Source organism: Candidatus Babeliales bacterium (assembly GCA_035944115.1).
Classification (GTDB): Bacteria; Babelota; Babeliae; order Babelales; family Vermiphilaceae; genus DASZBJ01.
In genome coordinates, this window is sequence record DASZBJ010000029.1 from 21851 (window position 1) to 36572 (window position 14722).

General features: G+C 39.1%; 12 protein-coding genes, 1 tRNA gene and 1 other RNA gene. 4 read left to right on the top strand and 10 right to left on the bottom strand.

All coding sequences use genetic code 11. The annotated features are described in order from the left end of the window. Positions 1-4: 4 nt before the first annotated feature. From VGT41_03140 to VGT41_03185, 10 genes are all read right to left on the bottom strand, one after another. A complete protein-coding gene (locus tag VGT41_03140) occupies positions 5-1984 on the bottom strand; it encodes a hypothetical protein (GenBank protein HEV2601268.1) in 1980 nt (659 codons plus the stop codon). A gap of 480 nt (positions 1985-2464) precedes the next feature. Next, positions 2465-3142 (bottom strand): hypothetical protein, encoded by a 678-nt coding sequence (locus VGT41_03145; GenBank protein ID HEV2601269.1) that lies wholly within the window; start codon positions 3140-3142, stop codon positions 2465-2467. 160 nt (positions 3143-3302) lie between these two features. Continuing rightward, a complete protein-coding gene (locus tag VGT41_03150; protein HEV2601270.1) occupies positions 3303-3653 on the bottom strand; it encodes an HPF/RaiA family ribosome-associated protein in 351 nt (116 codons plus the stop codon). Between the two features lie 76 nt (positions 3654-3729). Then, complete coding sequence (gene der, locus VGT41_03155) at positions 3730-5043, bottom strand: ribosome biogenesis GTPase Der (protein ID HEV2601271.1); 1314 nt, start codon at positions 5041-5043, stop codon at positions 3730-3732. A gap of 10 nt (positions 5044-5053) precedes the next feature. Beyond that, entirely contained in the window at positions 5054-6772 is a 1719-nt protein-coding gene (gene dnaX / locus VGT41_03160; protein HEV2601272.1) for a DNA polymerase III subunit gamma/tau, read from the bottom strand. A 131-nt stretch (positions 6773-6903) separates the two neighbouring features. Then, an RNA gene (gene ffs / locus VGT41_03165) (signal recognition particle sRNA small type) lies at positions 6904-6997 on the bottom strand. Positions 6998-7153: 156 nt separating this feature from the next. Beyond that, positions 7154-7245 (bottom strand) — tRNA-Ser (locus tag VGT41_03170). Between the two features lie 42 nt (positions 7246-7287). Next, on the bottom strand, positions 7288-8121 hold the full coding sequence (gene rpsB / locus VGT41_03175) for a 30S ribosomal protein S2 (GenBank protein ID HEV2601273.1): 834 nt from the start codon (positions 8119-8121) through the stop codon (positions 7288-7290). Between the two features lie 145 nt (positions 8122-8266). Next, positions 8267-9673 carry an Npt1/Npt2 family nucleotide transporter gene (locus VGT41_03180; protein HEV2601274.1) on the bottom strand — a complete coding sequence of 469 codons (1407 nt, stop codon included), beginning with the start codon at positions 9671-9673 and terminating at the stop codon, positions 8267-8269. A 112-nt stretch (positions 9674-9785) separates the two neighbouring features. Continuing rightward, complete coding sequence (locus VGT41_03185) at positions 9786-11144, bottom strand: Npt1/Npt2 family nucleotide transporter (protein ID HEV2601275.1); 1359 nt, start codon at positions 11142-11144, stop codon at positions 9786-9788. Between the two features lie 327 nt (positions 11145-11471). Here VGT41_03185 and VGT41_03190 point away from each other — a divergent pair, with 327 nt between their 5' ends. Genes VGT41_03190 through VGT41_03205 form a run of 4 tightly spaced genes read left to right on the top strand, consistent with a single transcriptional unit; the run spans position 11472 to position 14709 of the window. Further along, positions 11472-12299 carry a hypothetical protein gene (locus tag VGT41_03190; protein HEV2601276.1) on the top strand — a complete coding sequence of 276 codons (828 nt, stop codon included), beginning with the start codon at positions 11472-11474 and terminating at the stop codon, positions 12297-12299. A 41-nt stretch (positions 12300-12340) separates the two neighbouring features. After that, the gene (locus VGT41_03195; GenBank protein ID HEV2601277.1) at positions 12341-13180 is read left to right on the top strand and encodes a hypothetical protein; all 840 of its coding nucleotides are present in this window, start codon (positions 12341-12343) and stop codon (positions 13178-13180) included. Continuing rightward, positions 13170-13856 (top strand): hypothetical protein, encoded by a 687-nt coding sequence (locus tag VGT41_03200; GenBank protein ID HEV2601278.1) that lies wholly within the window; start codon positions 13170-13172, stop codon positions 13854-13856. The genes VGT41_03195 and VGT41_03200 overlap by 11 nt, the downstream gene beginning before the upstream one ends. Next, complete coding sequence (locus tag VGT41_03205) at positions 13849-14709, top strand: hypothetical protein (protein HEV2601279.1); 861 nt, start codon at positions 13849-13851, stop codon at positions 14707-14709. The genes VGT41_03200 and VGT41_03205 overlap by 8 nt, the downstream gene beginning before the upstream one ends. The last annotated feature ends 13 nt before the right edge of the window (positions 14710-14722 follow it).

Below are 14722 nucleotides of genomic sequence, written 5' to 3' on the forward strand. Positions count from 1 at the left end.
CTCTCTAATATTTAAATACTGTTATTACATCACCTTTTGCATTGACCATAACTTTTAATTCTTTTGTGATATGTTCGAATGTGCCAGAAACTTTTCCAAGTACAGCGGTAGTTGTTTCTATAATATGTTCTACAACCATAGGAGGAATATTACGTGGATTTACATATTTTTTAAAATCATCACTTCCTCGAGGATATCCTTTTGCTAATGCTCTGTGTTCCAATTCTCTTATAACTTCTTGCGTTCGCGGCGCCATCCTTTCCAGTGCATGTTTAGTATAATAACGATTATTTATGACACAACCCTTTTCTGGCATGCTCCAGCAGTTAGGGGTATGTATAACCTCGTTCATCAACGTATTTGCCGGCGCTTGAGCAACCTTCTCCACTTCAGACAACTTCTCAAGTAATTTTATAGCCTCCTCTTTTGCCCTTTGCACTGCCGTGGCAGCAGCTGATTCGGATGTTGCAGCACAAGCAGAAGCTATTGACGGATTCGGCTTTCCCAGAAGCGCAAGTGCCTCTGCGCCAGCAGCCTTTGCTATTTTACCTGCGAATGATGCACAACAACCAAAAACAATCGCATTGGTAAAAAAACCAACGGGAACCTCAACAACTTGATGCATCTTATCATATGAGGGTGTTTTCTCCCACCAATGTACGATCTTGCTTCGTTCCTTTGCCCAATTTTTTGAAATTCGATCAAAATCTTGGTCATCAAATGTATCACTCAATAAATCATCAAATGGCACATAGTGATATATCAAATCCCCAAATTGTACTACAATAAGGCCCATTGCGGTTACCAAAGCATCTGGATGATTTGCTATATGTTGAATACTAGTACACGCATCTGTTATACCTTTGCGAACTCCACTCACAAACCCTCCTGCTGCTGCGCAATACCCTGCCAGAGATGTACCAAAATCAATCAGTTTTGATGCACCAACACAATCCCCCATCTCATTCACTTTGCGCGCATCATCAAGCGTTTCTACTGTTGCCGTACGGATCATATCATCAAACGGCTTTGGATTTTTTACTTGCGGCAATTGTGCAAGCAGTTCTATTCCATCAAGCACTTCCCTAAACAGCTCCTGTTGTAATGGATTACCATACAATCCCTGATATTCTGCCGCGTCAAATCCATGACGCGCTAAACAATCCGATACTTGCTGAGAAACGGCATATTGCTTCCGCACTATATTTTTAGGATTTTTAATTGTTTCTTCATACGCATGCGCACGTTCTGGGTTATTTTCTTGCCATTCTAATGCTACAGCATCGAGATTTGGCATTTGCCCAGTGAAGATTTCTTGCATGCACACATTGCGCTGTTGCTGATTATATGCATACCACTGCTGCGCCTTCTTTTTTGCACTCTCATACTTTTTATGCAATCCTGCTGCTTGATTAGTAATAAAATAGTACGCTTTCTTTTCACACGTATAAACGTTTTTTGGACACGTCGAACAGGTTTTAACATGATCACCGCTAAAAAAATATTGTTGGTCTGCATACTGAAATACAGCTGGTGGAGTAATGGGTGCGCACGTACGTGCATTCGACAATGAATCTTGCGAAGAAGGATGAGGAGGTTTAGAATCAGGAACATACAACTGCTTGCTTAAATCTACAAGCATGCGCTCTTTAACAAAATCAAACGTATACTCACGAGCCATATCATTGCAATATTGTGATACTGCATCTGTATAGTCCCGAGTGTGATACAGTTCATGCTGTTTTGCCCAGTTTTCAGCCTCACGTAAATCAGCAGCCATTCGCTCCATAAATAGGAAATCTCGTACAAGAAATAGTGATGAGCTGCCATTATCAGAATATAACGGGAAAATGTGTAGGGATAACAGAACAAAAAAAATAATGCGCTTACCTATAAAAAATAATGTTCTCATTCTGTTCATATTATCTATAGCTTGCTGCAACTTCGCTACAATTTTCGCAAATGGTTTTTTAAAAAACATCATATCACTCTTTAATAGTCGCGGTCATGAAGAGACTATACAACAAGAGATTACTATTAACCCTTCAATAACCGTATCGATAGGAAATCCCCATGGCAACATTTATATTAAAACAGAGTGGTAACAAAATACGATCGCCCTTTCTGCTACCAAACATGGACCATCTGTAGAAATAACAAACGGAATCAGCCTCGTTGAATCAGAACTGGACACCGTAAAAACAACTATGCCAAGTGTGAAGCCCACACGGCCTTTAGGCCGTGTGCTTCTAAATGGCTTTATTTTTCGCCATCACAGAACTTTTATATAGTATCGATAAAAAACAACATCTCGCCCATGGCGGCAGGTAAAAACAATAGTGGCAATACTGCTTCTTGCCGCAGTGTTGCCTTTGTTATTTTGTGGATATAAAGCAAAACATTCTATACAAACCATTACAAAAAATCACATCGAGGTCGCAAGCATCTAAACGCCACCATCTTTTCAATTGAGGAGCTTTTGCCCTTTTGCATTATTCTTTACGAATAAAGAACTTAGACGCGATGACCTAGAAGCTTCACGTTTTGGTTCGAACAAAGGCTGTAAACATGCTATAACTCGCTCGCGACCAGGTACCTGCAAAGTCTGGTGTGCGTAGCGCGCCAACTCTAACATGTTCATTTTTTGTCCGTCGATATACGTCATCATGTCGGGAATATCTTTAATGTTTAGACCTATAGAACGATCAAGAAAGTTAGTCATTCTCTGCCCAAGACCTTTCCCATCAGCACCACCTTTAATGAGACGCTCTACTATTGATGGATCTTGCTGAGTGATAATTACACCAGCTAACGCCGTAGAAACCAGATAGCTTTCTCCGAACCGAATTGGGCATTCTTCTTCCAGCATTAATCTTCTGTGCATTAGTTCGCTGCTTTCAAATATAGTAAGCATGGCATTCCATTCCTCCGATGACACCTGTTCTCTGCCCTCTAATTGGCTCTTTATAAAATCGTTAAACCCCTTTATATTTGGCAGAAGACGTCCAGGAGAAGAATGAGAAAGAGCGACCCAAGAATCTTCAATAGATTCTTCTTTTTTTTCTGCATCAGCCGCAAACCCCGTATGCACTTGAGCAACGCAGGATAGAACCACGCACAACATAATCTGTTTAATTTTCATAAAATCCCTTTCAGTATAAAACATCTGTAAATAAAAATTGTCCTTAAGTATAACGGGCCTCCTTGTAAGAAAAAGACATGGCTTTAAAGAGAGTTTAAAAGATATAAAAAAAGCGCATCAGCAAAAAGCCAATGCGCTCTATTAATTATATACAAAAACTCTATCGCTGCTTTTTAAACTCTTCGTGACGGCCAGTCGTTTTTAACTTGTCATGATTCTTACGTTTTTCTTCATGCAGCTCTTTATACATGGTATCAATCACGCGATCAAGCACATCGTAAAATCCTTCACCTTCATATTCATAATCAATCGATTTGTTATAATTAGGGGTCTTTACACATAGCTCAACACGATGGTGCTCATGAACTTTTGATGGCTCCAAAAAAAGATCTATCGTGACTGGGGTTGGCTCATCTTTTAAAAAATCCTCTATTTTTTTCAGTTGCTCGTTGGCATACTCTTCCATCACGTCAGATTTAGTCATATTCCTAAACACAAAGCGTTTATTCATGATAAACTCCTCTTGTAGACAGTTTTTTTATAACTTGTTACAAATAAGCGTACAAAAAAATCAATCACTACACAACTTAACCACGTTGACGCACTAAAAAGCGAATAGGAACACCGTTTAAATCATATTCACGACGTAAAATGTTAGAAAAAAATGCTAATTGACTCGGCCCAAACCAAATCGGATTATTAACAATTAATAGGAAAGTAAGTGGAGCTGTCTTAACCTGTTTTACTGCACGCACTAATAACATATTAGAATTACAATACAATGGCTTTCTTACCAGCGCTTCTTTACATAACACAGTAAGATCTTCATTAGAAAATTGTTGATTATATCGTTCCCATACTTTGTTAACGAGAGGAACAATCTTTCCAATGTTTTTCCCTTCTTTGCATGAAATGGCCAATGAAGGAATATTTTTGAAAAAGAATTTATACTCACTTAAACTAAAGTCCATATCCTGCTGGCCCAGCTCATCCACTAAATCATTTTTATTAAATAAAACAATCAATGCTTTATCATTTTCAAATGCATAAAAGGCAAGTTTCAACTCTTGATCTGAAATACGATTTTCTGATGCATCTAACATCAATAAAATAATATCCGCGTCGTCAATTGCACCAAACGCACGCTTAACCATCATAGTCTCGAGTGGTTCATCAACCATACGTTTTCTACGAATACCTGGTGTATCAGTAATCTGCATATCTTCTTTATAAAACGAAATCCGCTCGCTGATTGGTTCGCGCGTAGTTCCTGGATAATCCGCAACAAGCGCCCGATCGGTTTGCAATATAAGATTAAGCAACGATGATTTTCCCACGTTCGGCTTACCAATAATCGCAACTTTTGGAATGCGTATATCATTGTGTTCAACAGTACCTTTTGGCAACATAGAAACAATAATTTCCAAGATATCTGCAAGGCCTGTACTATGCTGTGCTGAAACTGAGACTGTTTTTTCAAATCCTAATCGTTCAAATTCATGCGTATGCTGAGCCGCTTCTTTAGTGTCCATTTTATTAATTACAACGACCACTCGTTTGCCAGCCTTATGAAGATGCCGTGCAATTTCTCGATCTTCGGGCAATAATCCAATAACACCATCGCATACAAACAATACCAGATCCGCATCTGCAATTAACGCAACGCCTCGCTTTTGCAACTCTTTTGCGAATTGATCATCCGTTTTTCTTAATGTCAATCCTGCAGTATCTATCAACGTAAAAACTGCACCTTGCCAAGAAACTTCATCTTTTATAAAATCTCGCGTTACCCCAGGCTGATCAAACGCAATCGCTTTTACGCGAGACGATAAACGATTGAATAATGTCGATTTTCCAACATTAGTACGCCCAACAATAACAACAACAGGATTCTTCTTCATAATTTTACTTTTAACCTCTTATTTCTGTTACCATGCCTGGAAAATGATTCAAAAGCATAGTAGTTTTTTTCCACACAGCTGCATCCGATATATCAAAAGAAGCTTGACCATGTTTTACATTACTTACTGGAGACTTATTATTTACGAAATTATTTACTCGTGCACCTATTGATGGTGTTTTGTTTACATTTGTATCAGTTGCCAGAGCCGCCCCTTGATTAATCTGACGAGTACCTCCAGATTTTCCTTCAAGGATAAATAATGTCTGAATCGTTACTGCACCATTAAACGCTGCCGCCACAAGCGGTTGCCACAAGTGAGCCCCTTCATCCAATTTATCTTTAAAAAAAACAAAATCTTTAGGAAACGCAACAGTAAGTTGTGACGTTTGATAATCAAACGCAATACAAACCCCTTGCTGAAAGATAGAAAGCAATAACGGATCAGAAAGCGTCTGCATACGCACAATACACTCATCCCACTTTGATGCATAATCCTCTTCTCGCTGACTATCATCTTCATCAGGCGCATGCTCATCTTGAGCGATATCAGAGACTGGCTCATGCACCGTCTGCAAAGCAACCGTAGGTGTACCTGATAATGAACCACTTGTATCATCTACCAGACTATTCTTTTGACACAACTGCAATAAAATAATCTCAAATAAAGCATACTTTGCCGTTGTTTTACCAAATACTAATTCGTTCGCACACAACAGCTCAAGAACCTGATGCAAGCGCTGCAAAGAACAACGCCCTATAATCTGCTGAATCGCTGAAAATTGATTTTTATATTCATCTGGAGCAACCCCATGCTTAAGCCATAGCGCCGCTCGAATTAATGCAAAAAACTTTTTCCACACAAACTCAATAGAATAAGAGGCCATATTGACCTCTTTTAAAAACGAAAGTAATTCTTTAGGGGATTTATGGAGCACAATATCAAGCAATGCAACCATTTGTTCATCACCGACATGACCCAATACCATCAAAACAGCACTCTTATTCACTACTCCTGCTGCAAATCGCACTTGCTCAAGCAAATTTATAGCATCGCGGGCCGAGCCTTCCGTCTCATCTATAATCAACTGCAATCCCGAATGATCAAATGCAATACGCTCTTGCTCACAAATTGCTGCCAAATGATTCACCAATAACAACCCGTCTATCGGCTTGAAAAAAAGCTGAAAGCACCGTGACCGCACCGTTTCAATAATTTTTTCTGGATCAGTCGTTGCTAAAATAAATAGAACCGCGCATGGTGGTTCTTCTAAAATTTTTAATAGTGCATTAAATGATGCCTTACTCAACATATGAGCTTCATCAATCAAATAGATTTTCTTTGTACCCAGTAATGGCAACAAATTCGATGCATCAATTATTGTACGAATCGTATCGACGCCAGTATGAGACGCAGCATCAATCTCAAAAAAATCTGGATGGGAGCTCGCCATCATCGCCATACAAGAATCACATGACAAACAAGGAATCGCTCGTTTAGTCGGCTCTTTTTGAAAATCTGACAACCGACTACAATTGAGCGCGCAAGCAAAAATTCGTGCTAAACTCGTTTTACCACATCCTCGCTGACCAGAAAACAGATATACCGGGAAATAACTTCCTAAATATAAACTGTTTTTAAGCATTTTAACCGATAGATCTTGCCCAACGATCTGATCAAAATTTTTTGACCGCCATTTACGTGCAAGATTAAGATGTGCTGTAGTCATACGATATTTCACCAATTATAAAGAATATTTTTATCATCAGGCATTTCTTGCTGAAATGACTGGTAAGCCAGCTTTTTAATCAAAACGACGACCGGCATACACCCTTCGACGGTGCGAAACTGACACTCTATTAAAAAGGGGAAGTACATACAAGTACTAACTACTCCTGCTGCTTCTTTTCAGACCTGACAAATTAAGTAGCAATACTTTATCTACTTCCCCAAACTTTTTTGCCCTCCTGCGCGCTTACTCCGTTAAAACTTCGTAAGGCTCCGGCGGGCGTGCCGCTAAATATTCGCTGTTACCAACGATAGCGTGATTATTTCAAATTTTAAAGTCCTTTAAGGGACTGGCCTGCCAGGCATTTGTTTTACAAATGACTGGTGGAGAGAGAGGGATTCGAACCCTCGATGCCCCTTTCAGAACATACACGATTTCCAATCGTGCTCTTTCGACCACTCAGACATCTCTCCCTGTATGTTCGTCAAAAAAGGCACGGTGCATATACTCTACAATTACTCTGGCATATCTGCAACAACCGCCGTCTCTTTATCCGCTGCCTTAACGTCCTTAGCCACTTCAACCTTTGCCGGTGACGCTTTTTTTACCGCTTCACCATCTTTTTTAGCAGCGTAACGTTCTTCTTTCTCTTTCGCAACTCTTTCTTTACCAGCTTCAATTCCTTTGCTCACTGCAGCTGACAAATACTCTATGATCACATTGATTGATCGTGGAGAATCATCATTTGCAGGGATAACAAAATCAACGCCACTTGGATCACTGTTAGTATCAACAAGCGCAACAACTGGTATCCCCATAGTTGCCGCTTCTTTTAATGCTGCACGCTCTTTACGAACGTCAACCAATACAACTGCGCCCAACGGCCAAGAAAGATTTTTGATACCGCCAACATTTTTTTCTAAACGCTCAACCATCTTTTGGAATACGTTGTACTCTTTTTTGGTATAATGCTGTGCGCGTTCTGTTTTAGAAACGATATCTTCGAAATGAAGTAATTTTGTTACTGATTTTTTTACCTGTGAATTGTTACTTAATGTACCACCAATCCATCGGTGATATACAAAAGGCATATTCAAACCATTACCAGCTGTAGTCACGATGTCACGAGCAGATTTTTTAGTACCAACCCAAAGGATCGATTTTCCTTCTGCTGCAAGACCTTGTAAAAAGTTTGCCGCTTTTTCTAATTGCACCGCTGTTTTTGACACATCGATCAAATGAATATTATTTTTGGTTCCCCAGATGTATGGAGCCATTTTCGGGCACCAACGATTTTTTTGATGTCCAAAATGAACACCTTCTTGAACCAATTTCTTAAAATCTATCATCGTTTTCCTTTACGGGGTTATCCCAATCGCCTCTTCACGTCTGATCAAAGACCAGCACACACCCCGACTGAAAAGGCAAGATCTCATATAATATCGATAAAAATTGTAACAAATATCCACAAAATGGCAATCTTTAAACTGATTACTACTGTTCGTAATCAGATCCAATAACTTCATTATTCTTTATTGCCTTATCAAACTTACGGCCAAGCAGCCACGCCGCCACAAACCAAAGTCCAATAATTACAGAGAAGAAGGAAGAAAAGACCAGCACGCCTGACCCAAACCACGCTGACAATATGTTAAACATGGATCCGCTCGTTTTAGCAGCTTTAGCACCAAAAGCATCAATCCACGATTTTGATTTGAATTTAATATCCTTAACCGTGGGGATATACAAACTTTCTCTCAATGGCCAGCTAAATGCATAGTTAATAGATCGCAACGCTACAAAAGTAATCGTCAGCGCCTGAGGAGAATCAAAGTTAAATATGAAATAAAGGAACGCTATACCGGCAGATATTGGTATCAACAATAAACAACGACGTGTTCCCAAAATTCTAAATAATGCGCTTGTTCCAATCATCGCTATCAAAAATCCAATAAGTTGTGTACAAAACACAATCCATAAGAGCTTCGATAATGTTGCCGACATAGTATCAGAGTTTCTTTGCGCTACTGCAACCGATAACCAACTCAACACTGTCGCACACACATCATAAAAAAATGCCATTGCAAAAATACCCATCACATAGGGATATCGCAATAACATTTTTATACCTACCAATACTCCAGTATGATCTTTTTTCTGATTACTACTTTTCGTTTCAACTTTATACGCTGCTTCGTACCCATGCAAATACCGACTCGGTACCCTTCTCATCATAATCGTAATTAAAATCGGTACCATCATGAGCAAGACAGAAGATGCCACCAACAATAGCTGGTGATTGGCAACATCAGAATAGAACTGCTTACCCGCGTCATTGCGCAAATTAAGCAACAACATTGATAACCCAGCCATCACAACACCACCCAATTTTGAACCTGCCACCATCCAGGCATAATTTTTCTTGGCACCCTCTGGACTCGTCACGGAATTGGCATATGACCAAAAAACACTGACTACAAACGGAGAATACGCTTCGACCCAGAAATATAAAATCCATGCAAAAAAGCGGTATGGACTTGAATCGGTATTAACAATACCCATCTGCGGATGATCAAGCAAATAGGCAAATATAAGTCCCATAACGGCAAAGAACCCACTATATAAACAAAGCAGCCAATAACGGCGCAATGAGTCAACAAGTTTAGAGTAAATAAATATGGCTGGAACAAGAGCAAACATAGAAAATGGTTTCGCAAAAGGAATATAGTCTCCACCTACCATGTATGCAAAAATAGAGCTTTTTAACTCTTTGATAACAGAATAAGAACCGATAATACAAAAAAAAGATGCCGTTAGAAACACCATCTTCAATCGCTCATATTTCTCATCCTCATGAGCTTGATTATTAACATGAGATCCCGAATTAAGCCTTAAATCCATAAAACTTCCTCATAGTAACCAATACCACTGACTATAATACACATATTTTCGCAACCACTTACTCTCTTTTATAAACACTGCATATTATAAGCAGGACTGCGCCCATGTAACGCTAACAAACCACCTCATCTTTACTGATTGCGACATCATATTTTTCAGATACAAACACCGCTACTCTCAACCAGAGCACTATGCACCCAAATGACGCCACACAAACCCCCATCAAAAAACTTTCCACACCTAATAATCTACCGCCACGTAAAATATTAAAAATAGATGCTATACCCTTAGCGCATCGTGAACCAAACATATCAATCCACCCTTGCGCCTGATACCGCACATCCTTAGTAGTGGGAATATACAACTGCTTTAACGCCGGTTGATTCAATGCATAATTTATCGCTTTTGTTAATACCATAACATAAAATGCCACAGTTAACGATGACGGATATAATGCAGTGCATAAGATCGCCGCTCCCAATAACACGGGTAACAAAACAAGCGATATCTGCATACCTAATTTACGCTGAATATTATTAATACCAAAAAGAATACATATCGTTGCCACAATGCCAACAGAATATGCATAACTCGATAAATAGGCAGACCGCATACCCTCTGATGCAAATGTTTCACATACCGTCTGCTTAAAATGATTATCAATAACCGTAATAATCAATTCATAAAAACCAACAATAAAAAATATGCCTAAAAGATACTGCTTGGTACACAATAGCCGAAGTCCCTCAAAAAACCCTGCGTCTTTATTCTGTGCCACATCCGCCCTATTTTCATGATACCCCCGCAATAAGCTCTTGGGAGTGCTACTCATAAAATATTTAAGGAGGAGCAAAGTGCAAAGCATTAAAAGGGAGCAAAACCCAACAATTGGCGCGCTGGTCGCCAATCCCAGCATTCTGGTATTTAAAAAAAATGGCCCGACAATGTTACCCATCTGGCCAAATAATGCAATAATCGGGAATCCTCGCTTAGCCGATTCGGGCATCGTAATATCGGTAACAATTACCCAAAAAATGGCAATGACAAAGGATCCAAAACTCTCCACAAAAACATACCACAACCATCCTACCAGGCACAATGGACCAGCAACTACAAACTCTTTATGCATAAAGGCATGTTCAATGACTGGGTGCGTAAATAAAAACGCAAACAACGCGGTTATAGCCGCGTAAAATATCAAAATGCCATAAAAAAGCTTTTCTCGTGCGTATATTTCTATCAACTTACTATAGAAAACAACCAACGGAGCTATTAAGACAATGGATAACATCTTCGCCCATGGCAGGAACTGCCCGCCTACGATTGAGCCAAAAACACTATCTTTAATTGGACGGAGCGTCCAATAGACTCCAATAATAAAGAAAAAAATAACGGCAAGCTTAATAAACTTCTTAAACTCGTCCAGGGTATCAAATGTTCCCCATAACCCAGTCGCAATACGTCCCAACATCCAAACATCCTTATTCTTTAATGCAAAGAATCACACCAATGGTATTTAAGAGTTCTGAGCAAGAATTATACCTATAAACCAGCGATTTGTAAAAAAATACCGATTTAATCTCATTATATTTTTTGATACATCCCCTACTCCCCCTACAACGCACACGTCATTCAAATAGAATCGCTGATCAATCTGCCCATCTATACCATGCATACTAATAGGCTTTTTACAAACATTCTTATTTTTGTTATTTTTATAGCACCTAAAATGGGCAATAGTTGCCTACTTAAAAGGGTTATTTTGATTTTGTGAACTAAATACAATGCGAGGTTTTTCATGAATAAACGATTGTTATTACCCATATTGGCCATTTTATGCATCTCATTATCAAATAACGTAAAAGCCGAGAGGCACTTTGATCTATCAAAAAGAACGGCCGACCACCTACTATTTCGCGCCAAAGAGCTCCTACTTACATATCATGCCGCGCAGGGTTATGTTAAAAATAATCCAGCAGAACAAATCAGTGAATCTGATCAACAAAAATTTCTACAAGTTCAACGCGACGCTGACGAGGCCAAACAGGATTTAATCGAATTTGGGCGTCAGGCACAAACAGCAACCAGAACAAATGCAGAAACTAGCCTCACTGGTAAAACATCTGCCACAGAACTGCTCGCCCAGTTAAAAAAGGAATCACTTCAAAAAGTAGAAGAATCGATTATACAAACACGCAAATCTATAGAATACAATAGAAAGGAAGCCATTAGATACAGCGAACTCGCTATCAATAGTGAGGCTAAATGGGAGACTGCACTTGATCTTAATGCAGTGGCAGATTTAGGTGAGAGTAAGAGATCCGCAAATTACCATAATAACGAGACACACAAGTTAGAAAATAAGCTTATTGTGCTGGAAGACGTTCTAACAACAGTAGAACAAGATTTAGAACGCACAATAATGACCCTACAAAACGCCACACCCCCTCTTACATCAAGCTTTACACAACATATTAAATCATTTATTAGCAACAAATGGACTAAACGAGTTGCTGGCATTCTTGTTACCTGCGGAATCTGTAAGCTTGCGTACGACAGATATAGTCGAGCAAAAAAATCTAACAATTCTGATGAATCTGACAATGAAGAAAATGATAAAAAATAATCCCTCACTTTACATAAACCATAACCACTATAAGGTTTTCCATGAATAAACGATTGTTATTACCCATATTTGTCATCCTCTGCTCTGCAGCATCGCATAATGTAGTCGCAAAAACATATTTTGAATTAGATTTATCAGAAGAAACAGCTAAATATCTCATAGACAGAGCTCTTCATCTCACAATGAACAGCTATCAAACGCAACAAGAAGCAGATGCTGAACAACACGAGAGTTCTGCCAAAATTTACAAAGAGATGGCTAATGAAGCAAAACATATAGCCAACAGAGCGGAACAAAATCTCATCAAATTTGGTAATGCCGCACAAATTGCTAAAGAAAACATAGGTGACTCGAATTGCCTCGCTGGCAAAACATCTGCATCCGCACTTTTTGCAGACTTACAAACAAGGATCGTTGAAGAAATACAAAAAAACATCAATGATACAAATGAAACTCTCAACAATCTTAGAGAATGGGTCATTAAAATAAGCCAAGAGGCCATTGAGCGCTCTACGGAAGCTGATCAAGCGACACAAAACAATAGCCCCGCCGATGTTGTCACCGATGCACAAAGAAAGGCAAGCCTAGCATGCCTAATAGCAACTCAAAAAAATAATGATGTAAATCTAATGCAAGAACATGTAGATTTCTACGAAAACATACTGAAAACAATATATCAAAATTTCGACGATAAAATAGCAGCCTTAAATACAAAGCCTGCTTTTGGAGCAACCTTTACCCAGTACGCCAAAGTGCTTATCACTAACAAATGGGCTAAACGAGTTGCTGGGATTCTTGTTACCTGCGGAATCTGTATGTTTGTGTACAACAGATATAATCAATCAAACAAATCTAACGACGAAGAAAACGATGATGAATAAACAAACACTATTAACTGTATTTGCTATCCTCTGCTCTGGCATAACAAATAACACTGTAGCAACAGACTTCAAATTTTTATCTGAAGACGCTGCCGAATATCTTATCGATAACGCTGCTCGTGCCAAAGTAGGGGCTTATCGAGCACAACGCAAGATGGATACTGGACGCTATAATCAAGCAGATGCAGATAAAGCCCAACAAAGAGCCGCTCAAGCAGTACAGACTTTAATTGAATTTGGTAATCAAGCAGAAGCGGCAAAACAAACCAATGACCCACAACATAACCTTGCCGGCCGAACATCCGCGAAGCAACTTCTTACAGAATTGAAAACTACGCTCCTTGAAAGCAGGCAAGAACTGATCGAAACAACAAAGAAGAATATTAAAGCGATGCAAGAAGCAAACCTTAACATCACGGCAATATCTAAAGACTTAGCTTTCTATGAAGCCCAGCTCGAGACAATAGAAAACGACTTTAAAGACAAAATAAAAGACACCAGTAATTCAAAAACTTCTTTGGGCACAAGCTTTACACAACATATTAAATCATTCATTACCAACAAGTGGACAAAGCTAGCTGCTGGGATTCTGATTGCCTGCGCAGTCTGTAAGTTTGTGTACAACAGATATAATCAACCAAATGAATCTAGCGACGAAGAAAATGACGATGAATAAACGATTTTTATTAACTTCATTCACCATTGTTGCTCTTGCGACATTAAACAATGCGATCGCAGAAACCCACATTGACCCAGAAAAAGCCGCTGAGTGTTTTTTAAGCAGCGCCCTTCATCTCAAAATAGAAGCGTATCGAGCAAAGCAAGATATAGAAGCATATCAAGCAGAGAAGCAAAAAACTGGATATTCCTTTGGAAACTATGCCGAGCTTCTCAAAATAAGAATGGATTTAGTAAATCGTATGGCAGACAAGGCAGAAAAAGATCTAATTAAATTTGGCAATGCAGGTCGACCATCTGCAATAGAACTTCTTGCACAACTAAAAAGGAAATTAATCAAAGAAGCATATGACACCATCACAGATACAGACGCAAATCTTAAACGCCGCAACCAGTTATATATCGCAGCAAGGGATGAAGATTTTCACCTTAAAGATCCGTATACAAAACTGCCCACCACTACTCATGATTCTCAAATCAAAATGCATGATGCTGGTACCAAAGCAGCGCTCGCAGCTATAAAAGAAAATTACGCTAATAAAATCAATACCGGCATAAATAACGAGCATCTTGGAACAGCAGATGAATTTGCTTGCTTCGAAAACATAATAAAAACAATAGAAAAAGAAATTGATGATACAATAACTGCCCTACAAACCCCTGAACCTTCTTCTTTCGCAAGTGCCTTCCAGTTATACGCCAAAACATTTGCTACCAACAAATGGACAAAAAGAGTTGCATGCGTTCTGGTTGCCTGCGGAATCTGCCAGTTTGTGTACAACAGATATAATAGCTCAGATAAATCCAATGATTCGGATGAATCTGACAATAAAGAAAATGATAAAAAATAATCCCTCACTTTAC

What these genes read in the sequence shown, in the direction of transcription:
- VGT41_03140 (HEV2601268.1), bottom strand. Translation starts at nt 1,984, where the DNA reads ATGATGTTTTTTAAAAAACCATTTGCGAAAATTGTAGCGAAGTTGCAG.
- VGT41_03145 (HEV2601269.1), bottom strand. Translation starts at nt 3,142, where the DNA reads ATGAAAATTAAACAGATTATGTTGTGCGTGGTTCTATCCTGCGTTGCT.
- VGT41_03150 (HEV2601270.1), bottom strand. Translation starts at nt 3,653, where the DNA reads ATGAATAAACGCTTTGTGTTTAGGAATATGACTAAATCTGACGTGATG.
- der (HEV2601271.1), bottom strand. Translation starts at nt 5,043, where the DNA reads ATGAAGAAGAATCCTGTTGTTGTTATTGTTGGGCGTACTAATGTTGGA.
- dnaX (HEV2601272.1), bottom strand. Translation starts at nt 6,772, where the DNA reads ATGACTACAGCACATCTTAATCTTGCACGTAAATGGCGGTCAAAAAAT.
- rpsB (HEV2601273.1), bottom strand. Translation starts at nt 8,121, where the DNA reads ATGATAGATTTTAAGAAATTGGTTCAAGAAGGTGTTCATTTTGGACAT.
- VGT41_03180 (HEV2601274.1), bottom strand. Translation starts at nt 9,673, where the DNA reads ATGGATTTAAGGCTTAATTCGGGATCTCATGTTAATAATCAAGCTCAT.
- VGT41_03185 (HEV2601275.1), bottom strand. Translation starts at nt 11,144, where the DNA reads ATGTTGGGACGTATTGCGACTGGGTTATGGGGAACATTTGATACCCTG.
- VGT41_03190 (HEV2601276.1), top strand. Translation starts at nt 11,472, where the DNA reads ATGAATAAACGATTGTTATTACCCATATTGGCCATTTTATGCATCTCA.
- VGT41_03195 (HEV2601277.1), top strand. Translation starts at nt 12,341, where the DNA reads ATGAATAAACGATTGTTATTACCCATATTTGTCATCCTCTGCTCTGCA.
- VGT41_03200 (HEV2601278.1), top strand. Translation starts at nt 13,170, where the DNA reads ATGATGAATAAACAAACACTATTAACTGTATTTGCTATCCTCTGCTCT.
- VGT41_03205 (HEV2601279.1), top strand. Translation starts at nt 13,849, where the DNA reads ATGAATAAACGATTTTTATTAACTTCATTCACCATTGTTGCTCTTGCG.